Below are 23,538 nucleotides of genomic sequence, written 5' to 3' on the forward strand. Positions count from 1 at the left end.
ACCCATCTCCCCCGGTGTTGGGCTCCCTGCGCGCAAACATTAACCCGCGGGGGGGGGGGGGGGGGGGGGGGGGGGGGGGGGGGGGCCCGGGGGGGGGGGGGGGGGGGGGGCCCCCCCCCCCCCCACGGCTGTTTCCGGACGTCAGGGGAGTGTGGTCTTCGGGGCGACGCCGCTGAGCACGTCGTGGAGGACCTCCAGCATCTGGGCCTCCGAGAGGGCCTCGCCGTCTCCCTCGTGGAGTGTCCGCCCGGCCTTCAGCAGGTCGTTGACGATGTCGTCGATCGTCTTGCGGACGGCCTCGACGCCCTCTCCCACGCTCTTCGCGTAGTCGAGGTAGGCCTGCTTCAGCGCCTTGGCGGACGGGAACGCGTCCTGGCCCGCCTTCAGCGCCGACGGCGCCTTCGCCCAGTTCGTCCCCTGGCTTTTCACGTCCTCCTCGAAGGCCCGCAGCTCTGCAAGACGGCCCTCCAAGTAGGCGATGGTGATCTTGGTGGTGTCGCCGCTCATGCGCGGACCCCCCTCCTCGTCAGGCGAACTGCTTCCCGGCCTGGGTGTCCGACTCGCGCATGATCTCGTGCATCGTGCTGAGGGTGTTCGCGGCCGCCGTGATGTCGTCGTCCATGGCGGACTCGTTGGCCGTGACCACCCGGGAGAGGTCCTCGAAGGCACCGGCGGCGACACCCTGGAAGTGGCCGCCGTCGATCACGCCCCGCAGCTTGCTCATGAGTTCGTCCAGGTTGCTGCGCATCATGTTGCCGGCCTGGCGCAGCTCGCTCGCCGCCTGCGACACGGTCTCGTGGTGGAGCTGGATGTTGCCGAAGTCCATGGGGTTACTCGATCCTCTGCTGGTGATGATCCGTCAGGCGCCTTGCAGGCCTTCGTAGATGCCGTCGGCGGCGTGGGCACGGGCGTCGTCCTCCGCCTGGGTGAGGATCGCGTTGGCACCCTGGGTGGACTGCACGAAGCGCTCGAAGGCCCCGATGACCTGCTGGTAGCGCGTCATCCAGTCCTCGACCTTCTGCTGGAAGACGCTGCTGGCGCCGGAGATGTAGCCCCCGGCGATCTCCTCCTTGATCCGCTCGACCGTCCGGCCGGCGGTCACCATGTGCTCGATCTGCTGTTCCAGGCTCGCCAGGACCTGGCGGATCGCTTCGTCTTCCTTGGTCAACATGCCCGGTGTGGTCATGCTCTGCTCCCTTCCCTGTGCTCGCCGGGCGGGCCGCCCGGCGGAGACATCTGATCGGACCAACGGCCCTGCGGATGACGGTGGTTCAGCTGCACGACGGCGGACCCGCCGCCGCGGCGGCCGCGGGAGTGGCCGCGGGCGACGCCACCGCCTCCGGGCCCAGCGCCGCCGGATCGAGGCTCGGCCCGGCCGGCAGCAGGGCGACCACCGCGGCGGGGACGGCGACCGGCGTCGCACCGCCGTACCCGAGCTGCTTGACGGCGGCAGCCGAGGGCAGCGGGTAGCGCACCCCGCCCTCGGTGACCAGGTACTCGGTGCTGCCCGCGCCCGCCCCCGACAGCGCCCGCACCAGGGCGCCGCGCCCCGGCCGGACGGCGATCCGGTCGGCGACCGTGCAGGCCGCGCCCGCCGTGCCGGCCGGAACGGTCGGCGGGCGGCCCGATTCGGCCCGGTCGGCGGGCAGCACGGTGACGGCGGTGGTCGGGGTGGCGCCCGCGGTGTGCAGATCGGCGCAGACGCCCTCGCCGCGCAGCGGGGTGACCAGCGTCGGCGGGGTCTCCGGGAGCCCCGGGGACGGCGGGCCGCCGGGCGCGGTGTGCCCGGCGAGGTCCATCGCCCCGATCGGCGCGGGTGCCGGGGCCGCGCCGCCGTACGCCCCCTTCTGGGTGCGCGGGTCGCCGAGCAGCAGCGCGTACAGGGTCGGGGTGAGCGGGGCGAGGCCGGCCCTGGTGAGCAGGTAGTGCGCACCGCCCGGGGCCTCGAAGAGCTGGCCGATCCGGGTCGGCTTCCCGCCCAGCGCCGGGCCCGCCTCACCGCGCCCGGGGACGGCGGGCGCGGCCAGGTCGGGCCCGGCGGGCAGCGCGTTCAGCACGCCGGCCGGCACCGGGAAGGGCGTCGCACCGCCGTAACCCAGCGCCTGGAGCGCCTGGTCGGCGGTGTCGACGCGCAGCCGCTGGCCCTGCCACAGCAGGTGCACCGAGCCGTCCGGGAGGGCGACCAGCAGGCCCTGGTTCGGCGTCAGCGCCCGGCCCTCGGCCGCCGGGTCCACCAGCAGTCCGAGCCGGGGCGCGGGGGCGCCGGTCGGACCGGGCTGGACAGTGCCGCAGACCAGCCAGGTGCCGCCGGCCAGGTCGGCGGCGGGCGGCAGTCCGTCCGGGGCGCCGACGATCCCGACCGGGGCACCGCGCGGCACGTCCGCGATCGACTCCCGGCTCACCTGGCGCACCGTCATCTGCTCCCCGGCCAGCAGCCTGGCGCTGGTGTCGTTCAGCACCGGGTGCAGCTGCCCGCCGACGGACAGGTACCGGGCGCCGGTCTCCTCGACCACCACCAGCGTGCCGGGCTTGGCCCAGCCCTCGCCGCCGCCCGGCCGGATCACCCCGTACACGGCGACACCCAGCCCGATCAGCACCCCCACCGCCAGGCCCGTCATGGTGCCCCGTGTGGTGCGCCCAGTGGGGGTGTCCGGCGTGTCGGGCTCCGCCCGCAGCATGCCCGAGGCCAGCCTGCTCATCACGAACAGGTGCGCCTGCACCTGGTCGCGTCGGGACTGCATCCAGTTCCTCCCCGGTTCCTCACGGACGCGCCCGCTGCTTCGCGGCCGCACCGCTGCGCGCGCCCACTACGGTCCTACGGCCCCCGGCACCGGCCCGGTTCAGCGCACCCGGCCCCGGACCGTCGCCCCTCCGCTCTGCCACACTGGCCCCGGACGCACGGATCAAGGGGGCTCTCGTGACGGCACTGTGGATCCCGCCGGTGTACGAGGACTGGGAGACGTCGGTCCGCCTGCTGCGCGCGTACTTCACCGGGCGGCGTGCGAAGGGCGGCCCGGCCTACACGGGCGCCCACTTCGAGCGGCTCGCCGGCGGCGGCGACCGCCCGGAGACGGCGGACCGCTTCACCGCTGACGACCTGCTCGCGATCACCATGCTGAGCGTCCCGGTCGAGCCGCACGGCGCCGTCCAGCTGCTCACCGACCCCGACGGGCACTGGCAGCGTCTGCTGTCCGCCATCCCCCGCGACGCCCGGCTGGAGGACCCGGCCTGCGCCCCGCTGGTCGCCCCCGGCGGGCCGGCCACCGAGCTGTGGGAGCGGCTGGCGAACCCGCGCGGCACGTACCCGGGCAAGCCGGACGGGGTCGGCCCCGTGGTCGCCGGCAAACTGCTGGCCCGCAAGCGGCCGCACCTGATACCCGTCTACGACGTCCGGGTGAAGGCACTGTTCCGACGGCCGAGGGTCGACACCACCTTCTGGTCCGCGCTGGCCGACGCCCTGCGCGCGGACGGCGGGGCGCTCCGCGCCCGGCTGGCCGAGCTCCGTACGGAGGCCGGGATCGGTGAGGACATCGGCGTGCTGCGGGTACTGGACGTCATCGCCTGGATGCACCAGGGCGAGATCGAGCAGGCGGCGGGCTGAGCCCGCGCCCGTCACCCGCATCGGCGCCGCGAAGTGGCACGGGCAGGGTGCCTGGCCGAGGCTGGGGCGGGGGTCCCGCCTCGAATGGGTACGGTGCCGATGTTCGATACGAGCTTTGCGTTCCCGCGTTCGCTGGAGAAGCCGGTGGCCGGTGCCCGGGGCCGGGTGGCCGTGGTCGGGGCGGGCGTCGCCGGGCTGGTGTGCGCCTACGAGCTGCAGCGCCGCGGGTTCGACGTCGTCGTGTACGAGCGGGCGAACCGTCCGGGCGGGCGGGTGCGCACCCACCGCTTCTGGGACGGCACCCACGTGGACCTCGGCGCCATGCGCATCCCCGGCAACCACCACTGCGTGCTGCACTACGTCTCCCGGTTCCGGCTGGCGACCCGCCCGTTCGTCAACGCCAACCCGCGCGCCTACTACCACCTGCGCGGCCGGCGGGTCCGGGTGCAGGACGTGGCGGCGCTGTTCCCCGCGTACGATCTGCGCCCGACCGAGCGGCAGCCTCCGACCCCGGTGCTGGACCACCTGCTCGGCTCGGTGTGGCGCACCCTGACCGTCGAGCAGCAGCGCCGCACCCTGGAGGGCCACTGGGACGACCCGGCACTGGAGCGGGCGGCCTCGGTGTCGCTGTGGCAGTTCGTCCACGAGCACCTGTCCCAGGACGCCTGGGACCTGGTCGGCCACGCCAGCGGCCTCGCCCACTACGAACAGTCCTCGCTGCTGGAGGTGCTGGTCGACTACTTCGGCCTGTTCCACCGCGGCCAGGTCGAGCTGGTCGACGGGCTGGACGCGCTGATCCACGCCTTCGTCGGCTCGCTGCGCCCCGGCACGCTCCAGCTCTCCACCCAGGTCGACGAGCTGGCGCTGACCACGGACGGCGTCCGGCTCCGCGGCCGGCGGATCGGCGCCCGGCTGCAACAGGACGTCGACTACGTGGTGTGCTGCGTCCCGGCGCCCGCGCTCGACCGGATCGCCGTCACCCCGGGCCTGCCGCACGCCCAGCGGCACGCCATCCGCGGCATCAGCTACGCGAGCAGCATCAAGACCGTCCTGCACCTCACCCGCCGCCGCTGGGAGCTGGAGGACGGCATCCACGGCGGCGGCAGCTTCACCGACCTGCCGATCCAGCAGTGCTGGTACCCCTCGGACAACGCGGTGCGGGCGAAGGACGGGGTCAACGGCGGCTCCGGCCCGCGCTGGACGGTGCGCGACCCGCTGCGCTCGGCCGAGCCGACGGCCCTGCTCGGCGCGTACCTGTGGGGCGCCAACGCCCGCCGGTTCGCCGCGCTGGAACCGGCCGACCGGGACGCTCTGGTGCTGCAGTGCCTGGAAAGGCTCCACCCGGGTATCACCGGGGACGTGGACGACATCGTGCACTGCAACTGGGACGTGCAGACCGGCATGGGCGGCGGCGCCTTCGCCCATCTGACACCCGGCGAGCACACCCGCTACCTGAGCGTGCTCGGCTCCCCGTTCCCGGCGGAGCAGCCGCGGATCTTCTTCGCCGGCGAGCACCTGTCCGGCGCCCACGCCTGGTGCCAGGGCGCGGCGCAGTCCGCCCTCGGCGCGGTGAGCACGCTGCTCGACCGGGCCGGGCACCCCCGGGTCGCCACCCGGGTGGGGGCGGTGTGACGCAGGGCGAGGCGGGCCCGGCCCTCGGCCGGGCCGAACTGCTGGCCCCGTTCCGGCCCGGCCGCTGCGAACTGGTCGGCATCGAGGTCGAGTGCGGCCTGGTCGACCCGGCCACCGGGCTGGCCGCCCGTTACTTCGGCGAGCGCGGCGTGCTGGCCGTCCTGGAGGCGGTGCTGGCCAGATGGGGCGGCGAGCGGCAGGAGGACGCCGGGCGGCTGACCGGGGTACGGCTCCCGGACGGCAGCCAGATCACCCTGGAGCACGGCGGCCAGCTGGAGTACTCCTCGACGCCCGTCCCGTCCGTGGCCAAGGCGGTGGACGACATGCGTGCCGCCCTGGAGCAACTCGCCGAGCTGGTCGGCCGGTTCGGCCTCGCCCTGCTGCCCGGTGCCAACCTGCCGTTCGACCGGCTCGCCGACATGCAGTGGGTGCCGATGAGCCGGGGCGCCATCATGCGGGACTACTTCACCGGGCTGGGCGAGCCGGGCAGCCGTGCCCGGTACGTGATGGCGCTGTCGCTGTCCACCCAGGTCACCCTGGACTACCTCTCCCCCGTCGACTTCACGCAGAAGCTGCGGATGCAGATGGCCGCCGCCCCGGTGGTCTCCGCCCTGCTCGTCAACTCCCCGCTCCAGGAGGGAGGTTCGTCCAGTGGGCTGCTGTCCCACCGCTGCTGGGCCTGGCTGCGGATGGACCCGCGCCGGGGCGGGGTGCTGCCGCCCGCGCTGCGCCCCGACGTCACCGTCGAACACGTCGCCGACTGGGCGCTCGGCATCCCGCTGATCCACTACCGCACCCCGGACGGCCGCTACCACCCCGCGCCCGACCGCACCTTCGCCGAACTCCTGCGGCACGGCTACCCGGACGGCTCACGGGCCACCCCGGCGCACTGGGCCGCCCACCTCAACCAGCTCTGGACCAACACCCGGGTCCGCAGCACCCTGGAGCTGCGCGCCTCGGACGGGCCACCGTACCCGTTCATCCCGGCCGTCCCCGCCCTCTGGGCCGGGCTCAGCTACCACCCCGAATCCCGGTCCGCCGCCTGGGAGTTGCTCGGGCGCTACACCCTGCACGACCACCGGGCCGCGCTCGCCGAGCTGCCCGCCCTCGGGCTCGCCACCCGCCTCGGCGGCGACCCGGTCCGCCCACTGGCCGGCGAACTGCTGCGGCTGGCCCGGGCCGGCCTCGCCGCCCGGATCGCGGCCGGCCTCGAACCGCCGCACGTGCTCGGGTACCTGGACCCACTGGAGGAGATCCTCGCCACCGGACGGACCTTCGCCGAGCAGTGCCGGGACCGCTGGCACGGCGACCTGCGCCGCGACCCGGCCCGCTACGTCGCCGCGTACCGGGTCTGAGGCCGCCTGGGCACGTGGGCACCGCCACCACGTCAGCAGTTCGTCAACGGCGTGTCAGCAGCCCGTCAATCCGGGCCCCGGCGCCCGCGAAGCGGCGGAAGCTGGACGGACCACGCCTGCAGAACCCGCAGGTCGCCCCGGAGGTGAGCCGCATGTCCGTCCTCGCTGCGTTCCATTCCGTCGTCCCGGACGTGCGCCGCCACGGCCACGGCCTGCGCGCCGCCGTGACGCGGGTCCTGGACCGCCTGACCGCCAGCCCGCTCGACAACACCGTGCTCGGCGCCATGGGCAGGCCCCGTCCGGCCGCTGTGCGCACCCACCGACACCTCGTGCCCCGGCCGGACGGCGCCACTCCCCTCGAAGCCATCGGTGACCGGAGGCCTCGCGCCCGGTGATCTCCGGCCGGGAGCCGGGCCCGTCCGTCCCGGCGCGGGCGGGGCCCGGCGGCACGGCCATTCGGCGCAGTGCTCCCCCACGCGACACGGCCCCGGTCCGGAGTGCGCGCCTATCGTGGGCGAATGACCGATCGTCGGACCGCCCGGCCTGGTGGTGTCGCCCGGGTGGGCCACCTCGTCGCCGCCGCCGCGTTCGCCGTCTGCATGGCGGGCACCACGCTGCCCACCCCGCTCTACGGGCTGTACCAGGAGAAGCTCGGCTTCTCCGAGCTGACGGTGACGGTCGTGTTCGCGGTGTACGCCTTCGGTGTCATCGGCGTGCTGCTGCTGATCGGCAACGTCTCCGACGCCGTCGGACGCCGGCCCGTGCTGCTCTGCGGCCTGGGCTGCTCGGCCGCCAGCGCCGTGGTCTTCCTGGCCGCGGACAGCGTCGCTCTGCTCTGCCTGGGCCGCCTGCTGTCCGGATTCTCGGCGGGCCTGTTCACCGGCACCGGAACGGCGTACGTGCTGGAGCTAGCGCCGCCCGGGCACCGGGCCCGCGCGGGCTTCGTCGCGACCGCCGCCAACATCGGCGGGCTCGGCTGCGGACCACTGCTGTCGGGAGTGCTGTCGCAGTACGCGCCGTACCCACTGGTCCTGCCGTTCGCCGTGCACCTGGGGCTGCTCGCGGCCTCGTTCGGGCTCACCCTGCTGCTGCCGGAGACGGTCGCCGGGGCCCGCCCGCTGCGCACCGCCCGGCCCAACCGGCCGACCCTGCCACTGGAGGTCCGACGGGTGTTCGTGCCGGCCGGGATCGCCGCCTTCGCCGGCTTCTCCCTGCTGGGCCTGTTCACCTCGGTCAGCCCCGCCTTCCTCGCCACCGGCCTGGGCATCCACAACCGTGCGGTGGTCGGCCTGGTCGTCTTCACGACCTTCTTCGCCTCCACCCTCGGCCAGCTCCTGGTGCCCCGGCTCGGCAGCGCGCGGGCGATCCCCCTGGGCTGCCTGGTGCTGATCGCCGGGCTGGCCCTGCTGGCCGCCTCGCTCGCCCGGGAGACCGTCCTGCCGCTGGCACTCAGCGCCCTGGTGGGCGGCGCCGGCCAGGGCATGGGCCTGCGCGGCGCGGTGGGCGAGGTCGCCGCCGCCGCTCCCGCCGAGCACCGCGGCGGCGCGCTCTCGGCGCTGTTCGTGGTCGCCTACTTCGGCATCTCGATCCCGGTCATCGGGGTGGGCCTGCTCGCCGGACCGCTCGGCCTGACCGACGCGGGCCTGGCCTTCGCCGCCTGTATGGCCGTGCTCGCCGCCGCCTCCGGCGCCTACCTGCTGCGCCGGGACCTGACCTGAGCCCGGGCGGTGTCGACTGCGGCGGAACGTCGCCGTGAGCCCCGTCAGCCGGTGCGCCGCCCCCGCGATCGACACCTCGCGCACACACGAGAGGTGCCACGAAAGCCTTGTGCGCAGATGTACTTGACTCAGCATCAGCTTTCGGCCATCCTCCGTGCCGACCTGAACCCTCCGGGGCCGCCCGCTCCGACGGCCCGGCCGTCGGTGATCTCCGCTGGTCACCGGTGGATCACCCGGCGCACCCGGCGCACCCGGAAAGATCGTTCACCACCGGGATCTTGGCGCATTCGCGGGGCCGGAGCGACGAAGGCGTTCGAACGATCGGGCCCGCCGTGTTTTGCTTCCCTGCACGTGACATCGGCCGGCGCGGCAGCAGCGGGGTGTCCGTCCCGGCGTCCGAGGGCCTTGTGCTCGTCACCCGGGGCCGGGCGGTGACGCTGCCTCCACGCGTCCGCCACCGGACCGTGCCCGACACAGGAGTCCGAACACATGGGATCTTCCACGGCCGAGGAGTCGCCCGTACCCGCGGAGTCCGGCCCGCCCGCGACGCCGCCCCCGGCCCCGGAATCCGTACCGCTGCGCCGGCACCGTCCGCTGCTGCTGCTCGTCACGGAGCAGATGACGAGCTCGGTGGGACGACAGGTCACCGCGCTGGCGCTGCCGCTGCTGGCCATCGCCCATCTGCACGCCGGACCGCTGGGCGCCTCCGCGCTGATGGCGATGACCTACCTGCCCGGCGTCCTGCTCAGCCCGCTGATCGGCGTCGCCGTCGACCGGGCCCGGTTGCGGCGGATGCTGGTCTCGGTGTCCTGGCTGCAGGTCCCCGCCATCGGCAGCGTGCCGCTCGCGGCCGCGCTGGACGGCCTGACCTGGCCGCACCTGTTCGCCGCGGCCGCCGCCTCCGGGGCGCTGAGCTCCGCCCAGGGCATCGCGTTGCAGTCCTGCCTGCCCCGCGTGGTGCCCGCGGAACGCCTGCTGCCGGCCAACTCCTCGCTCACCGGCGCCCGGACCATCGGCCTGATCGGCGGACCGGCGCTCGGCGGCATCCTGATCGGCGTGATCGACCCGGCCCCGGCGCTGCTGGTCGAGTGCGCCGCCTACCTCGCCGGCGGGGCGCTGTTCCTCGCGCTGCCGGCCTCGCTGAACCGGTCCGCGCACGAGGCGGGCGGCGGCGCGCGGTCCCGCATCGAGGCGCTGAAGGAGGGCCTCGCGGTCATCCGGCGCGAGACCCTGCTGCGCCGCCAGGCCCTGGCCGCGGCCGGGCTCAACCTCGGCGGCGGGGCCGGCGGCGGTCTGTTCGTCCTGTACGCCGACCGGGAGCTGGAGCTGCCCCCGTGGCAGCTCGGCGCGGTCTACGCCGCGTACGCCGTCGGCATGGGCACCGGTGTGCTGGTCGCGACCTCCGTCACCCGGGCGCTGGGCATGGCCCGGGCCATCCGGCTGTGCGCCGTGGGAACGGGGGCCGCCCTGTTCCTCATCCCGGCGGCCTCGCTGGGACTGGCCTTCCCGGTCCTGGTCCTGTACCAGCTGCTGTTCGGGCTGCTGGCCACCGTGTGGTCGATCGCCATGACCACCGGGCGCCAGCTCGTCACCCCCGCCCACCTGCTGGGCCGCGTCAACGCCTTCCTCCAGGCCGTGCTGACCGCCACCCTGCCCGTCGGCGCCTTCGTCGGCGGGTGGCTCGCCTCCCGGGTCGGCATCGTGCCGGTGCTGGTCGGGGCGGCGGCCGTCGCCCTGGCGGGCGCGAGCAGCCTCTGGTTCCCGCGGGACATGCTCGCCGGGATCGAGCGGGCGGCGCAGAAGACGGCCTGACGCCCGGGGCGCCGACGAGTCGCCGGGCCTCCCGCCCCGAGCGCATCCTGGAGGGGAACCACATCCCCTCACCAGGGAGGAAGCGCGATGGCGGTCCGGCGCGTCGGTCTGGTGGTGCACAAGGGACGCCCCGAGGCGGTGGCGGCCTCGGGACTGGTCCGGGCCTGGTGCGCGGACCACCGGGTCCAGTGCACCGAGATCGACGTGTGGAACGCGGGTGTCCAACGGCGCAGCGCCCGCGAGGAGATGGCCGCGGCCGGGGACCCGGACCTCATCGTCGCGCTGGGCGGTGACGGCACCTTCCTGCGCGGCGCCCGCCTGGCGGCGCACAACGACTCCCTTCTGCTGGGCATCGACTTCGGGCACCTCGGGTTCCTCACCGAGGTGCCCGCCCGGGACGTGCTCCAGGCGCTGGACGCCGTCCAGGAGTCCCGTACGACGGTGGAGGAGCGGATGCTGCTCACCATGCGCGCCTCCAGACCGCTCTCGCCGCCCGAGGAGCTCGGTCCGCTGCGGGCGGACGGCCGGCGGCCGTCGCTGCCCACGCCGCAGGTGCGTCCCGGCTGCGAGGCCGGCGGGGGCTGGGGGGTGGCGCTCGACGTGCTCGGGCTGAACGACGTCGTCGTGGAAAAGTTCGACCGGGACGGCCGGGTCGCCGCCGCGGTCTACTTCGCCGGGAGGCTGCTCGCCAGCTACGCCGGCGACGCGCTGCTGGTGGCGACCCCGACGGGCTCGACCGCGTACAGCTTCGCCGCGGGCGGGCCGGTGGTCTCGCCCCGGGCGGAGGTCCTCGTCTTCACGCCCGTCGCGGCGCACATGGTCTTCATGCGCTCGGTCCTCGCCGCACCGGACGAGCCGATCGCCATCCGGCTGCTGCCGGACTCGGGGAACGCGGCGGTCAGCGTGGACGGCCAGCTCCGCGGCGTGCTGGAGCCCTGTGACTGGGTCGGCGTCTACGCCGCGCCGACGCGGCTGCGGGCGGTGCGCCTGGGGCCGACCGACTTCTACGGCCGCCTGCGCCGGCGGATGCGGCTGACCGACGCGCCCGCCACCTCCTCCGACGGCGAGGCGCCCTCGACCTGGCCGCTGACCGCGCCGCCGCCGCACGACCTGGAACACCTGAACCTGCCCACGCTGCAGCCGGGCAGACGCCTTCCCTGCGTGGTCCGCCGGGCCGACGGCGAGGCCTGACCGGCTCCGTGCGGAACGGGCGTTCCCGGAGCGAGCACGGCCGTTCCGGGAACGGGCGTTCTCAGGCCCGTCCGAGGACCCGGTCGACGGCGATCTCGATGACCACCCGGTCCGGGTTGGCCCGCGGCTCGCGGTAGCGCTCGGCGTAGCGGCGCTCCGCCTCGGCGACCTGCTCGGGCTCGTCACGGACGACCGCGACGCCCTCCAGGGTCGACCAGCGGGCCCGGTCCACCTGGCAGACCGCGACCCGCAGGCCCTCGGGCCCGGCAGCGGCGACGTTGCGGGCCTTGCGGCTGGTACGGCTGGTGATCACCCGGGCGGTCGCCGTCTCCGGCTGGTACGTCACGCCGACCGGCACCACGTGCGGCGTGCCGTCCGGGCGGGTGGTGGTCAGCGTGGAGATGTGCCGCTCCCGCCAGAAGGCGAGGAAGGAGCCGTCGAGGTCGCGCGGGTCATGGGCCATGATCGCGATGGTACGGCCCCCGGGGAACGATCTTTCCCCGGGGGCCGTACGGGCAGGGCGTCAGTGCCCGCGCGCGATCCACTCCGGCAGGGCCGGGGCCTCGGCGCCGATGGTGGTCGGCTCGCCGTGGCCGGTGCGCACCACGGTCTCGGCCGGGAGCGTCAGCAGCCGCTCGCGGATCGAGTCGACGATGGTCGGGAAGTCCGAGAACGACCGGCCGGTGGCTCCCGGGCCGCCCTGGAACAGGGTGTCGCCGGTGAAGACGGTGCCCAGCCCGGGCGCGTACAGGCAGACCGCGCCCGGCGCGTGGCCCGGGGTGTGCAGCACGGTCAGCTCGGTGCCGGCCACCTCGATCCGCTGGCCGTCGGCCAGTTCACCGTCCGGCATCCGCTCGGGGTGGGTGAGCTTCCACAGCGGCAGGTCGTCGGGGTGCAGCAGGATCGGCGCACCGGTGCGGGCGGCGAGCGCCGGAGCCGCGTCGATGTGGTCGTTGTGCGCGTGGGTGGAGACGATCGCCAGCAGCCGGCGCCCGCCGAGCGCGGCCTCGATGGCCTCGGCGTCGTGCGCGGCGTCGATCACCACCGCCTCCTCGTCGTTCCCGACGATCCAGACGTTGTTCTCCACCTCCCAGCTGCCGCCGTCGAGTTCGAAGGTGCCGGCGGTCACCAGCCGGTCGACACGCGCGGTCACAGGACCACCACCGAGCGCAGGACGTCGCCCTGGTGCATGCGCTCGAAGGCCTGCTCCACGGCGTCGAGCTCGATGGTCTCGGTGACGAAGGCGCCGAGGTCCAGGCGGCCCTGGAGGTAGAGGTCGATCAGCATCGGGAAGTCCCGCGAGGGCAGGCAGTCGCCGTACCAGGAGGACTTCAGCGCGCCGCCGCGGCCGAAGACGTCGAGCAGCGGGAGCTCCAGCGTCATCTCCGGGGTCGGCACGCCGACCAGGACGACGGTGCCGGCCAGGTCGCGGGCGTAGAAGGCCTGCTTGTAGGTCTCCGGCCGGCCGACCGCCTCGACCACCACGTCCGCGCCGTTGCCGCCGGTCAGCTCGCGGATCGCCTCGACCGGGTCGGTGGTGCGGGAGTTGACGGTGTGGGTCGCGCCCAGCTTGCGGGCGGTCTCCAGCTTGCGGTCGTCGATGTCCACCGCGATGATCTTCGCCGCGCCCGCCAGCCGGGAGCCCATCACGGCCGCGCCGCCGACGCCGCCGCAGCCGATCACCGCGACCGAGTCGCCGCGGCCGACGTTGCCGGTGTTGATCGCGGCGCCGAGGCCCGCCATCACGCCGCAGCCCAGCAGGCCGGCGACGGCCGGCTCGGCGGCCGGGTCCACCTTGGTGCACTGGCCGGCCGCGACCAGGGTCTTCTCGGCGAACGCGCCGATGCCCAGCGCCGGGGACAGCTCGGTGCCGTCCAGCAGCGTCATCTTCTGCTTGGCGTTGTGGGTGTTGAAGCAGTACTGCGGGCGGCCCCGCTTGCACGCGCGACACTGGCCGCACACCGCGCGCCAGTTGAGGACCACGAAGTCACCGGGCTCGACCTCGGTGACGCCCTCGCCGACCGACTCCACGATGCCCGCGGCCTCGTGGCCGAGCAGGAACGGGAACTCGTCGTTGATGCCGCCCTCCCGGTAGTGGAGGTCGGTGTGGCAGACGCCGCAAGCCTGGATCCGGACCACCGCCTCGCCCGGGCCCGGGTCCGGCACCACGATCGTGGTCACCTCCACGGGCGCGCCCTTGGCGCGCGCGATGACTGCCTTGACCTGCTGGGGCATCCGATTCCACCTCCGTCTGCCGATGCGGCTCTGCACCGGCGTGACCTGCGACAAACGACTGCAAGACGAACTGCCCACGAAGCGTATCGCCCGCCCGGCCGGACACCCGCGGAGCCCACGGGGCGATCCGGTGTGACGCGGTGTGATACGGCTCACCGCACGTGCCGACGGCATATCCGCCGCCGTCGCGAGGGCTCACGGGTCCTCACGTGGCACTTGCCGGCCGGGTACCCGCCGAGGGCCCGGCGACAGCCCGGCGTGGCCGTACCGACGGGGGCGCACACGCGTCACTGAGCGCCTGTCAGTGCGCCTCGAAGTGCCCGGAAAGCACCGGCGTTGGCTGGAACTGCCGCAGACGGGCGCCCCGGCACCCACGTACGGTCGTAGCTGAGACGGTCCACGCGACCACGCTCAGCACACCCGCCCCACCCGTCGGCGCGCGACCATGCGCCGGCCGCGCCGGGCGCGTACCGACCGTGCGCCCCCGCACATTTCGCGCCACACCCCCGTAGGAGCCCGACCGAACCCCGGCCCGTGTCGAGCCGCCAGCCGGCCGCATCACCCGTCCCCCGCACCATCCCCGGATTCACCCACCGTCGGGTCGCGCCCCGCGGCCCACCGCCCTGGAGTCTGGAGTACGGATGTCCACCGAGAACAGTGCGACCAGCGCCGGCACCGCCCCGCTCCCCCCGCTGCACTGCATGCGCCTGCTCGAACCCGGCCCGCCGCGCCTCGCCGCGCTGCCCACCGGCACGCCGGTCTGGCTGGTCAGCCGGCACGCCGACGTGCGCCAGGTGCTGACCGACCCGCGGCTGGGCCGCGCCCCGCTCTACGCGCCGGACGCCCCGCCGATCACGGTCACGCCCAACATCCTGGACGACCCGGACGGCATGCTGAACATCGACGGCACCGAGCACCAACGGCTGCGCCGCACCGTGCAGCGGGCCTTCACCCCGCGCGCGATCGAGCGGTGGCGGCCCTGGGTGGCCTCGGTGGTCGAGTCGCTGATCGACGAGCTGATCGACCACGGCTCCCCGGCCGACATCATCGCCGGCTACTCCCGCCCGCTGCCGGTCGCGGTGATCAGCCGGCTGATGGGCCTGGACAACCTGGACAGCAAGCGGCTGGCGCACTGGAGCGACCACGCGCTCTCCACCACCGCCTACAGCGCCGAGGCGATCGTCACCGCGATGACCGAGTTCGCCGCCTTCGGCGCCGAGGTGATCGCCGAACGCCGGGCCGCCCCCGGCGAGGACCTGGTCAGCAGCCTGCTCGCGGCCGCCGCCGAGGACGGCTCGATCACCGAGGGCCAGCTGGTCGCGCTGGTCATCGGCCTCGTCGTGGCCGGCCACGAGACCACCATGACCAGCCTCGGCAACGCCCTGGTCTACCTGCTCCAGGACGGCCGCGAGGCCTGGCAGCGGCTCGCCTCCGACGAGACCAGCGCCGCTGCCGCGACCGAGCAGCTGCTGCGCGCCGTCCCGCTCGGCGACCGGCAGGAACACATGCCCGGGCTGATGCGCCGCACCACCGAGGACGTCGAGATCGGCGGCGTGGTCATCCCGGCCGACAGCGTGGTCGCCGCCGACGCGGCCGCCGCCAACCACGACCCGGAGGCCTTCACCGGTGACCTGCGCACCGAGCTGTTCGCCCCGCTGACCGCCCCCACCCTCACCTTCGGCGCCGGGCCCCACCACTGCCTGGGCGCCTGGCTGGCCCGGATGGAGCTGGAGCTCGCGCTGTACCGGCTGGCCCGCCGACTGCCCGCCCTGCAGCTGGCCGACCCGGTGGATCAGATCGACTGGCGGCGCGGCCTGCTCACCCGCAGCCCGAACGCCCTGCGGGTGGTCTGGTGACGGGCCGCGCGGACACCGAGCCGGTGGTCGTCCGGGTCGACCGGGCCCGCTGCATCGGCTCCGGGATGTGCGCCCTCAGCGCCCCCGACTCGCTGGCCCTCGGCGCCGACGGGCTGGCCGCACCGCTGGCCGAGTACGCGGACGGCGGCGCGGCGCTGACGGACGGGCTGAGCGAGGCAGTGGACTTCTGCCCGGTCGAGGCGCTCAGCCTCCACTCGGCCCGAGGCGGCTACCGGATCGCCCCCGCGGAGTGAGACCGCCCCGGTGGTGCCCGCTGCGACGACCACGGCGGGCACCACCGGCGCCTTCCCGGCGAACCGGTCGGTCGAACAGCCGGTCGGTCGACGAACCGTTCGACCGAAGAACCGGGCGATCGATGAGCCCAGCTAATCGGTCGATGAGGTTATCGATCTTGTTCAGCTCTTCCGCCGGCTGGTGAGCTGACCGCATGACAAACGCCGAAACCCTCGCGCCACCGGCCGCCCCACCCACCACCCGCCGCTGGTCCCCGGTCCTCGCCGTCGCACTCGCCACCTTCACCGTGGTGTCCTCCGAGATGATGCCGGTCGGCCTGCTCACCCCGATGTCCCACAGCCTCGGGGTCACCGACGGGGTCGCCGGCCTCTCCCTCACCATCACCGGCCTGATCGCCGCCGTCCTCTCCCCCTTCGCCCCGCTGCTCGTCGGCCTGCGCGACCGCCGGACCGTCCTGGTCGCCTTCATGCTGCTGCTCGGCCTGGCCAACGCGGTGACCGCGCTGGCGCCGGACTTCGCCGTCCTGGCCGCCGGCCGCGTCCTGCTCGGCGCCGCCATGGGCATCGTCTGGGGCCTCGCCGCGAGCCTCGGCCCGCGCCTCGCCGACGGCCCGCGCATCGCGCTCGCCATGACGCTGATCTTCTCCGGCGTCTCCATCGCCTCGGTCCTCGGCGTCCCGCTGGGGACCTACCTGGCCGCGCTGCTCGACTGGCGCGCCGCGTTCTGGGCGCTCGCCCTGCTCGGCGCCGCCTCCGCCGCCGTCCTCGCCGCCACCCTGCCCGCGCTGCCCGTGCACGAGCGCGCACGGCTCGGCGGACTGGCCGGCGCCCTGCGCCACCGGGGTGTCGCCGCCGGGATCGCGATCACCGCCTTCGTCGTGCTCGGCCACTTCGCCGGCTACACCTACGTCCGCCCGGACCTCGAAGCCGACGCGGGCCTGAGCAGCGGCGCGATCGCCGCCTGCCTGCTGGTGTACGGACTCGCGGGCGTCGCCGGGAACTTCACCCTCGGCCCGCTGTCCGGGCGCCGCCCGAGGACCGCCGTCGCCCTCGCCCTCTCCGGCGTCACCCTGGCCGTCGCCCTGCTCACCCACGCCACCGGCGTCGTCACCGTGCTGCTCGTCCTGATCGTCTGGGGAGCCTCGTACGGCGGCGTGTCGGTCTCCACGCAGACGTGGGTCCGCACCGCCGACCCGGCCCGGATCGAGGCCTCGGCAGCGGTCTGGGCGGGCGTGTTCAACGCGAGCATCGCGCTCGGCTCCTTCGCCGGCGGACTGGTCGTCGACCGGGCCGGGACCCACGCCGTCCTGCTCACGGCGGCCGGCCTGGCCGCCGCCGGACTGCTGCTCACCCTGCTCTCCCGGCCGCACGACCGGCGCCTGGACCGGTAGTTCGGCCAGCGGCTCGACCGGCCGGTGTAGCCCGGCGGCTCAGTCGACGTGCCCGGCCAGCAGCTCGACGAACCCGGCCGCCAGCCGGTGCGGCCGCCGCTCGTTGCGGACCACCTCCAGCGTGGTCGGCTCCAGCTCGGGCACCGGCAGGAAGCGGATGTCCGGCCGCTGGACGTACGCCGTGCTGCGCTCGCACAGCAGCAGCCCCTGACGGGTGCCGGCCACCATCGACAGACCCTCCTGGATGGTGGCCGCACCCGCCGAGTAAGCCAGCTCCCGCCCGTGCGGCGTCCGCCGGGGCGCGTTCACCTCCCGCCAGTACTCGGGCGCCGGGCCGCGCGGCTCGATCAGCGGCAGCGCGGCCAGCTCGTCGGTGTTCACCCCGTCCGCCCCGCCGAGGCGCTGCGCGGCGGAGACCGCCACGTACACCGGCTGACGGGAGAACTCCATCAGCACCTCCAGCCCCGGCTCCCGGCACGGGGCGAGCACGATCGCCAGGTCGACCTCGCCCCGGGCGAGGAGCGAGAACGGGTCCGCCCACGGCAGTTCGACCAGCTGCACCGTGCCCTCCGGCAGGCCAGCGACCACCCGGGCGACCGGCTCGTACACCGCGCACTGGAATCCCAGCCGCAGCGGCGCCGCCGTCGCGGCCCGCGCCCGGGCGGCGTCGTAGCCCTCCCGGAGCCGCTCGAAGGCGGGCACCACCTGCTCGGCCAGCGCCCGCCCCAGCTCGGTCAACTCGACCCGGCGGCTGGTCCGTCGGAACACCGGGGCGCCGACCCGGCTCTCCAGGCGCTTGATCAGCTGGGAGACCCGCCCCTGCGAAACGCCGAGCCGCTGCGCCGTCCGCCCGAAGTGCAGCTGGTGGACGAGGACGGAGAAGCACTCCAGCTCCTGCAACGGCAGCTCGGGCAGGACGGGCGTGCCGAAGGCTCCGGGGGCCGGCGTCGGTCGTTCCACCACGGCAGTCTACGCCGGGCCACCGACCGCTCCACAGGCCAGCAGGGCGCGCAGCTCGGCGGCCGGATCGCCCTCGTGGTACGGGCGTTCGCTCGGCTCGATGTGGTCCAGGAACTCCTGGTACCGCAGGGCGTAGGACAGGTGGTAGAGCGGCTCGGCGAGTTCGAGGGCGCGCCGCGGGTCGGAGCCCGGGGCGTGGCGCTGCCAGGCCTCCGTCCAGACCCTGGCGTGGTGCTGCCAGGCCTCCTCGCTGAGGTAGGCGCGCGGGCGCAGCCCGTCCAGGGCGGGGTGGCCGAGGCAGGAGTCGGCGTAGTCCACGACCACCGTGCTCACGCCGTCGGAGCGCCAGTTGCCGGGGTGGAAGTCGCCGTGCACCAGCGTCTCCGGCAGGCCGCAGGCGGCCAGCCGGTCCAGCAGCCCGGGCAGGCCGGCGGCGAAGCCGCCCAGGCGGTCCAGTTCCTCGGGCGTCAGATCGGTCTCCTCGGCGAACCGGTCCAGCAGGGCCGCCAGTTGGGCCGCCAGGGCGCGGGGGGTGCGGTCGCGCAGGCCGGCCGGGCGGTCGGCGAGCGCGGCCTGGGCGGCGACGAGGCGGGGGACGACGTCGGCGACGGTCCCGGCGGACGGGCTCCAGCAGTCCTCGCCGGGGACGTGGTCGAGCAGCAGCCGCCCGCCGGAGGGGTCGGCGGCGAGGACGGTCGGGACGAGCCCGGGGTCGACGCTGCCGAGCAGTGCGATGACCTCGCCCTCGTGGGCGTTGAACGCGGGCGTCGTGGTCTTCAGCCAGGCGTCGACGCCGGTGGCGGTGGGGAGGCGGAAGAGGCCGGAGAGGTTCCAGGTCCGGATCTGCCGCGCGGGCGCGGCCTGCGGCCGGCCGACGGCGGCGAGCTGCTCCTCCGCCCAGGTCAGCGCCTCCCGCAGGCCTTCGGGCGTGGCCCAGGCGGCGCGGCGTTCGGCAGGGCCGAGCAGCGCGGCCGTCCCGTCGTCCGGGGTGCCGGCGCCGAGCCCGGTCGGCCGGTGCAGCGCCTCGGCGTGGTAGCGGACCCGCCCGCCGTGGCCGGGGTTCTCGCTCTGCCCGTCGACCAGCCGCGCCACCAGCACCGGCACTCCGGCCGACTCCGCCGCCCGCGCGACCACCCCGTCCACGGCGGACCACCAGCCGACCTCCACCTCGAAGGGGCCCAGCTGCCCGAAGTACTCGTCGCCGAAGGTGAGATCGACCGTCACGGTCCGGTTGCTCGCTCGCTGCATCGGAGCAGCTTCGCCCACGGGAGCGGGCACATGCCAACGGTTTTCCGGAAGCGCCGACCGGGGCGAGGGCGAGCAGCTCCTGCGGCAACCCCCGCCCTGAGGCCCGGAACCAGCGCTACCCGATCGCCACCGCGGTGCCCGAGACCCGTACCCGGGTGTCCTCCGCCCGCAGTTCGACCCGCAGGACGCCCGGGCGGCCCAGGTCGTCGCCCTGGTGCAGCGTCAGCACCGCCGGGGCCGTCACCGCGCCGAGGTCCCGCAGGTAGGCGCCGAAGGCGGCCGCGGCGGCGCCGGTGGCCGGGTCCTCGACCACGCCGCCGACCGGGAACGGGTCACGGACGTGGAAGACCTCGGGGGCCTCCCGCCAGGCGAGCTGCAGGGTGGTCAGGTCACGGGCGCGCATGAAGTCCGCCAGGCCGTCGAAGTCGTAGTCGAGCCGGGCCAGCCGCTCGCGGGTGGCCACGGGCACGACGAGGTGCCGGGCACCCGCGTAGGCGACGCGGGGCGGCAGCGCCGGGTCGAGGTCGGCGGCGGACCAGCCGAGCAGCGCGAGCGCCTGCGCCACGTCGGCCGCCGGCACCTCCTCCACCTTCGGCTCGACACTGGTGAGGGTGGCGCGCAGCAGCCCGTCGGCCCCGCGCTCGACCTCGACCGGGACGTCCCCGGCCGCGGTCGCGAAGACATACTGCCCGGGGCCGGTGCGCTCGGCGAGGGCGACGGCGGAGCCGACCGTCGCGTGCCCGCAGAACGGCACCTCGGTGAGCGGGCTGAAGTACCGTACCCGGTAGGCCCCTTCGGCCGGGCCGGCGGTCAGGAAGGCGGTCTCGGAGTAACCGACCTCGGCGGCGACGGCGAGCATCCGCTCGTCGGTCAGCCCGGTGGCGTCGAGCACCACGCCGGCCGGGTTGCCGCCCTCGGGGCGGGTGGCGAAGGCGGCGTAGCGGAGGATCTCAGGAGCGGCGTCGTCGGTCATGACCGGACGAACGCGCGCCGGGCGATCACTGTTCCCGCTCATCGCAGCACCGCCTCCAGGAAGTCCGATCCGAGCCGGGCGCTGCCCGCCAGGTCGAGCTCGTAGAGCATGTGGCGGTGTCGTACCTGGGCTTCTGGGCGGCCGGCTCGCTGGGCGGCGGGGCGGGCGCGGCGGGCGTCGCGGCGGTCTCGGTGCTGTACACGCTGGGCGAGATCCTCTACACCGGGTCGGGGACGGCGTTGGTGGCGGCCGTCGCCCCGCCGCACCTGCTCGGACGGGCGCTGGCGCGCTGGGAGCTGTCGGCTGGCGTGGGCAGAGCGGCCGCGCCGGCCGTGCTGACGGCGCTGCTGCGGTCGCTGGCGGTGCTGCGGCTGGGGCTGCTCGCGGTCGGCGGGCCGCTCGGCATCGGCTTCGCCGTCCATCCGGAGAGCGGGCACGCGGCCGGCTTCTCCCCGACCCTTCCGGATGCGAACGCCGCGCCCAGCGCCGATGCTGGCGGCGAGGCGTGCCGGCCCGAGGAAGGACGAAAGACACATGAGCGAGCGAAGTGAGCGAGTCGTCGAGAGGTGCGCGTTGCGCGAAGCGCCCGCCGAGCGGAGCGAGGTGGGCGCATGAGCGCACTCGACTTCGAGATCATCGACAGCCCTGACAGCTCGCTCAACAAGACCTCCGTCCTGGTCACCGGCCCGCAGGACGCGCTGCTGGTGGACGCCGGGTTCACCCGCTCCGACGGGCGCCGCCTGGTCGAGCGGATCAAGGCGAGCGGCAAGCGGCTGACCACCGTCTTCGTCAGCCATGGCGACCCGGACTTCTACTTCGGTGCCCAGGAGGTCCAGGACGCCTACCCGCAGGCCCGCTTCCTGGCCACCGCCTCGACCGTCGAGCACATCCAGGAGACCTACGAGAACAAGCTGCGCGCCTGGGCGCACCTGGGTCCGGAGCTTCCCACCCGGCTGGTGCGGCCGGAGGTGCTGCACAGCGACGAGATCGTCTTCGAGGGCCATCGCTTCGAGCTGCGCGGCGCCGACTTCCACCTGCCGGACCGGCACTACCTCTGGCAGCACCACCACCGCGCCGTGCTGGGCGGGGTGCTGCTCTTCGAGGGCCTGCACGTGTGGACCGCCGACACCCCCACCTCCGCCCAACGGGCCGCCTGGATAGACCTGTTGGACGGCATCGAGGCGCTCCAACCGACCTGGGTGGCGGCCGGCCACCGGACGGCCGGCGCACCCACCGACCACACCGCCGTCGACCACACCCGCGCCTACCTGCGCGCCTTCGAGACCGAGATCGGCCGGGCCCCGGACGCCGCCGCCGCCAAGGCGGCGCTGGAACGGCGCTTCCCGGAGCTGGGGCTGCGGATCGCGGTGGACATCGGCACCAAGGTCGTCCTGGGCGAGATGGCCTGGGGGTGAGCTGACCGTGATCGAGATCCCCCGGGACGTCGCCTCCTTCGCCGAGTCGCCCGCCCCCGCCGACGTGGTGCGCCGCCAGTACCTGGCCGCTGCCCGGGGCGACCTGGTCGCGCTGCGCACCACCCTGGCCGATGACGTCGAGTGGACCGAGATGGCCGGCTTCCCGCTGGCCGGCACCTACCGCACCCCGAAGGGCGTCACCGCCAACGTGATGGAGCGGCTGGCCGCCGAGTGGGACAACTGGACGGCGCACGACGACACCTACGTGGTGGACGGCGAGACCGTGGTGGTGCTGGGCCGCTACACGGCCGTCCACAAGGCCACCGGAAAACCGCTCGCGGTCCGGGTCGCCCACCGCTTCACCGTGCGCGGCGGCCGGATCGTGCGCTTCGAACAGTTCGCCGACACCGCGCTGGTCAGGGACGCGATGACCGGGTGAGGCCCAGCGTTCACCCGTACGGGCGAGCGCGGCGCGGCGCGCCAGGTGCGCTCTCGACAGGCCACCCGGACGGCGGCAGGCTGACCCCGACCACGGCCGGAGAGCGAGGAGTCGAGCATGGCGGGCACGGACACCGGGAGCACCGGAGCGAGCGGCGGGCGGGAGCGCCCGGTCGTCATCGTCGGGGCGTCCCTGGGCGGCGCGAAGGCGGCCGAGGCGCTGCGCGAGGCCGGCTACCGGGGCGGCATCGTCCTGATCGGCGAGGAGCACGAGCGGCCGTACGAGCGGCCGCCGCTGTCCAAGGGCTACCTGCTGGGCAAGACGCCCCGGGAGAAGATCTACGTCCACCCGCCGCAGTGGTACGCGGAGCACGACGTCACGCTGCGGCTGGGAACGGCGGTGGCCGCGATCGACCCGGCCGGACACACCGTGACGCTCGCCGACAACGGCCGGGTGGAGTACGCCAAGCTGCTGCTGACCACCGGCTCGGTGCCGCGCCGGCTGCCGGTACCCGGCGCGGACCAGGACGGGGTGCTCTACCTGCGCCGGGTCGAGGACAGCGACCGGATCAAGGCGGCGCTGCGGCCGGGGGCGCGGATCGCGGTGATCGGCGCGGGCTGGATCGGACTGGAGGTGGCGGCCGCGGCCCGGGAGGCGGGCGCCGAGGTGACGGTGCTGGAGGCGCTCGAACTGCCGCTGCTGCGGGTGCTCGGCCGGGAGGTCGCCCAGGTCTTCGCCGACCTGCACCGGGAGCACGGCGTGGACCTGCGTTTCGGCGTCAAGGTGGCCGAACTGACCGGCGAGGGCGGCACGGTGAGCGGCGTGAAGCTCGCCGACGGCACGACGGTGGCGGCCGACGCGGTGGTCGTCGGAATCGGCATCGCCCCCGCCACCGGCCTCGCCGAGGCGGCCGGGCTGGAGGTCGACAACGGGATCAGGACCGACCGGCACCTGCGCACCTCGGACCCGGACGTCTACGCGGCCGGCGACGTCGCCAACGCCTACCACCCGCTGTTCGACAGGCACATCCGGGTCGAACACTGGGCCAACGCGCTCAACCAGCCGCAGACCGCCGCCCGCGCGCTGCTCGGGCAGCCGGACGCGGTGTACGACCGGATCCCGTACTTCTTCACCGACCAGTACGACCTCGGGATGGAGTACGTCGGCTACGTCGAGCCGGACGGCTACGACCAGGTGGTGTTCCGCGGCGACCCGGCCACCCGCGAGTTCATCGCGTTCTGGCTCTCCGACGGCCGGGTGCTCGCGGGGATGAACGTCAACGTCTGGGACGTCACCGACCCGATCCGCGAACTGGTGCGCTCCGGACGGGTGGTGGACGTCAAGGAGCTGGCCGACCCGGACGTGCCGCTCGACGCGCTGTAGTCGTCGACCCGCAGCGGTCGGCCGGCGGGGCTGCCGGGGTTCCACCAGGCCCCCGCGCTCCGGGCGGTGCCGCGA

The 23,538-nt window shown here is 74.7% G+C and carries 24 protein-coding genes; 14 read left to right on the forward strand and 10 right to left on the reverse strand.

The genetic code is table 11. From position 1 onward, the window contains the following. Nucleotides 1–141: 141 nt before the first annotated feature. The 4 genes from ACIRRH_RS16390 to eccB form a co-directional block, all read right to left on the reverse strand. Nucleotides 142–507 carry a hypothetical protein gene (locus ACIRRH_RS16390; protein WP_403067205.1) on the reverse strand — a complete coding sequence of 122 codons (366 nt, stop codon included), beginning with the start codon at nt 505–507 and terminating at the stop codon, nt 142–144. Between the two features lie 19 nt (nt 508–526). Then, nucleotides 527–826, reverse strand: coding sequence for a WXG100 family type VII secretion target (locus ACIRRH_RS16395; RefSeq protein WP_403067207.1), 300 nt, complete (start codon nt 824–826; stop codon nt 527–529). Nucleotides 827–859: 33 nt separating this feature from the next. Then, nucleotides 860–1,186, reverse strand: a complete 327-nt coding sequence (locus ACIRRH_RS16400) for a hypothetical protein (protein ID WP_403067209.1) — start codon at nt 1,184–1,186, stop codon at nt 860–862. Between the two features lie 85 nt (nt 1,187–1,271). Then, nucleotides 1,272–2,741, reverse strand: coding sequence for a type VII secretion protein EccB (gene eccB, locus ACIRRH_RS16405; protein WP_403067211.1), 1,470 nt, complete (start codon nt 2,739–2,741; stop codon nt 1,272–1,274). Between the two features lie 176 nt (nt 2,742–2,917). Between eccB and ACIRRH_RS16410 the strand changes: the two genes are divergently transcribed. The 7 genes from ACIRRH_RS16410 to ACIRRH_RS16440 all read left to right on the forward strand — a co-directional run bounded on the left by ACIRRH_RS16410 (nt 2,918) and on the right by ACIRRH_RS16440 (nt 11,309). After that, nucleotides 2,918–3,601 (forward strand): DUF6308 family protein, encoded by a 684-nt coding sequence (locus ACIRRH_RS16410; protein ID WP_403067213.1) that lies wholly within the window; start codon nt 2,918–2,920, stop codon nt 3,599–3,601. A gap of 99 nt (nt 3,602–3,700) precedes the next feature. Then, nucleotides 3,701–5,233: a flavin monoamine oxidase family protein gene (locus tag ACIRRH_RS16415; RefSeq protein WP_403067215.1), complete on the forward strand. Its 1,533-nt coding sequence runs from the start codon at nt 3,701–3,703 to the stop codon at nt 5,231–5,233. Next, on the forward strand, nt 5,230–6,588 hold the full coding sequence (locus ACIRRH_RS16420; protein WP_403067217.1) for a glutamate-cysteine ligase family protein: 1,359 nt from the start codon (nt 5,230–5,232) through the stop codon (nt 6,586–6,588). Before ACIRRH_RS16415 ends, ACIRRH_RS16420 begins: the two co-directional genes overlap by 4 nt. A 152-nt stretch (nt 6,589–6,740) precedes the next feature. Next, nucleotides 6,741–6,983 (forward strand): hypothetical protein, encoded by a 243-nt coding sequence (locus tag ACIRRH_RS16425; protein ID WP_403067219.1) that lies wholly within the window; start codon nt 6,741–6,743, stop codon nt 6,981–6,983. A 123-nt stretch (nt 6,984–7,106) separates the two neighbouring features. Beyond that, nucleotides 7,107–8,306: an MFS transporter gene (locus ACIRRH_RS16430; protein ID WP_403067221.1), complete on the forward strand. Its 1,200-nt coding sequence runs from the start codon at nt 7,107–7,109 to the stop codon at nt 8,304–8,306. A 489-nt stretch (nt 8,307–8,795) separates the two neighbouring features. Then, the gene (locus ACIRRH_RS16435; protein ID WP_403067223.1) at nt 8,796–10,118 is read left to right on the forward strand and encodes an MFS transporter; all 1,323 of its coding nucleotides are present in this window, start codon (nt 8,796–8,798) and stop codon (nt 10,116–10,118) included. 87 nt (nt 10,119–10,205) lie between these two features. Then, a complete protein-coding gene (locus ACIRRH_RS16440) occupies nt 10,206–11,309 on the forward strand; it encodes an NAD(+)/NADH kinase (protein WP_403067225.1) in 1,104 nt (367 codons plus the stop codon). Nucleotides 11,310–11,370: 61 nt separating this feature from the next. Here ACIRRH_RS16440 and ACIRRH_RS16445 read toward each other — a convergent pair whose 3' ends face one another. From ACIRRH_RS16445 to ACIRRH_RS16455, 3 genes are read right to left on the reverse strand one after another with little or no spacing between them, the layout of a single operon-like run. Further along, entirely contained in the window at nt 11,371–11,772 is a 402-nt protein-coding gene (locus ACIRRH_RS16445) for a pyridoxamine 5'-phosphate oxidase family protein (RefSeq protein WP_403067227.1), read from the reverse strand. Between the two features lie 60 nt (nt 11,773–11,832). Beyond that, nucleotides 11,833–12,462, reverse strand: a complete 630-nt coding sequence (locus ACIRRH_RS16450) for an MBL fold metallo-hydrolase (RefSeq protein ID WP_403067229.1) — start codon at nt 12,460–12,462, stop codon at nt 11,833–11,835. Continuing rightward, complete coding sequence (locus ACIRRH_RS16455; protein WP_403067231.1) at nt 12,459–13,544, reverse strand: S-(hydroxymethyl)mycothiol dehydrogenase; 1,086 nt, start codon at nt 13,542–13,544, stop codon at nt 12,459–12,461. The genes ACIRRH_RS16450 and ACIRRH_RS16455 overlap by 4 nt, the downstream gene beginning before the upstream one ends. A 641-nt stretch (nt 13,545–14,185) precedes the next feature. Here ACIRRH_RS16455 and ACIRRH_RS16460 point away from each other — a divergent pair. The 3 genes from ACIRRH_RS16460 (at nt 14,186) to ACIRRH_RS16470 (ending at nt 17,045) form a co-directional block, all read left to right on the forward strand. Next, nucleotides 14,186–15,400 carry a cytochrome P450 gene (locus tag ACIRRH_RS16460; RefSeq protein WP_403067233.1) on the forward strand — a complete coding sequence of 405 codons (1,215 nt, stop codon included), beginning with the start codon at nt 14,186–14,188 and terminating at the stop codon, nt 15,398–15,400. Beyond that, nucleotides 15,397–15,654: a ferredoxin gene (locus ACIRRH_RS16465; protein WP_403067235.1), complete on the forward strand. Its 258-nt coding sequence runs from the start codon at nt 15,397–15,399 to the stop codon at nt 15,652–15,654. The genes ACIRRH_RS16460 and ACIRRH_RS16465 overlap by 4 nt, the downstream gene beginning before the upstream one ends. Nucleotides 15,655–15,848: 194 nt before the next feature. Then, nucleotides 15,849–17,045 (forward strand): MFS transporter, encoded by a 1,197-nt coding sequence (locus tag ACIRRH_RS16470; RefSeq protein WP_403067237.1) that lies wholly within the window; start codon nt 15,849–15,851, stop codon nt 17,043–17,045. A gap of 39 nt (nt 17,046–17,084) precedes the next feature. Here ACIRRH_RS16470 and ACIRRH_RS16475 read toward each other — a convergent pair whose 3' ends face one another. The 3 genes from ACIRRH_RS16475 to ACIRRH_RS16485 form a co-directional block, all read right to left on the reverse strand. Next, nucleotides 17,085–18,005 (reverse strand): LysR family transcriptional regulator, encoded by a 921-nt coding sequence (locus tag ACIRRH_RS16475; protein WP_403067240.1) that lies wholly within the window; start codon nt 18,003–18,005, stop codon nt 17,085–17,087. 9 nt (nt 18,006–18,014) lie between these two features. Then, nucleotides 18,015–19,229 (reverse strand): aminoglycoside phosphotransferase family protein, encoded by a 1,215-nt coding sequence (locus ACIRRH_RS16480; RefSeq protein WP_403067242.1) that lies wholly within the window; start codon nt 19,227–19,229, stop codon nt 18,015–18,017. 139 nt (nt 19,230–19,368) lie between these two features. After that, nucleotides 19,369–20,226, reverse strand: coding sequence for a PhzF family phenazine biosynthesis protein (locus tag ACIRRH_RS16485; RefSeq protein ID WP_403067244.1), 858 nt, complete (start codon nt 20,224–20,226; stop codon nt 19,369–19,371). A 116-nt stretch (nt 20,227–20,342) separates the two neighbouring features. Between ACIRRH_RS16485 and ACIRRH_RS16490 the strand changes: the two genes are divergently transcribed. The 4 genes from ACIRRH_RS16490 (at nt 20,343) to ACIRRH_RS16505 (ending at nt 23,463) form a co-directional block, all read left to right on the forward strand. Continuing rightward, a complete protein-coding gene (locus ACIRRH_RS16490; RefSeq protein ID WP_403067246.1) occupies nt 20,343–20,777 on the forward strand; it encodes a hypothetical protein in 435 nt (144 codons plus the stop codon). Nucleotides 20,778–20,837: 60 nt separating this feature from the next. Next, the gene (locus tag ACIRRH_RS16495; protein ID WP_403067248.1) at nt 20,838–21,641 is read left to right on the forward strand and encodes an MBL fold metallo-hydrolase; all 804 of its coding nucleotides are present in this window, start codon (nt 20,838–20,840) and stop codon (nt 21,639–21,641) included. Nucleotides 21,642–21,648: 7 nt separating this feature from the next. Further along, entirely contained in the window at nt 21,649–22,080 is a 432-nt protein-coding gene (locus ACIRRH_RS16500) for a nuclear transport factor 2 family protein (protein WP_403067250.1), read from the forward strand. A gap of 117 nt (nt 22,081–22,197) precedes the next feature. Continuing rightward, nucleotides 22,198–23,463 (forward strand): NAD(P)/FAD-dependent oxidoreductase, encoded by a 1,266-nt coding sequence (locus tag ACIRRH_RS16505; protein ID WP_403067252.1) that lies wholly within the window; start codon nt 22,198–22,200, stop codon nt 23,461–23,463. Nucleotides 23,464–23,538 lie beyond the last annotated feature (75 nt).

The organism is Kitasatospora sp. NPDC101235, from assembly GCF_044767505.1.
In the GTDB taxonomy this organism is placed as follows: domain Bacteria; phylum Actinomycetota; class Actinomycetes; order Streptomycetales; family Streptomycetaceae; genus Kitasatospora.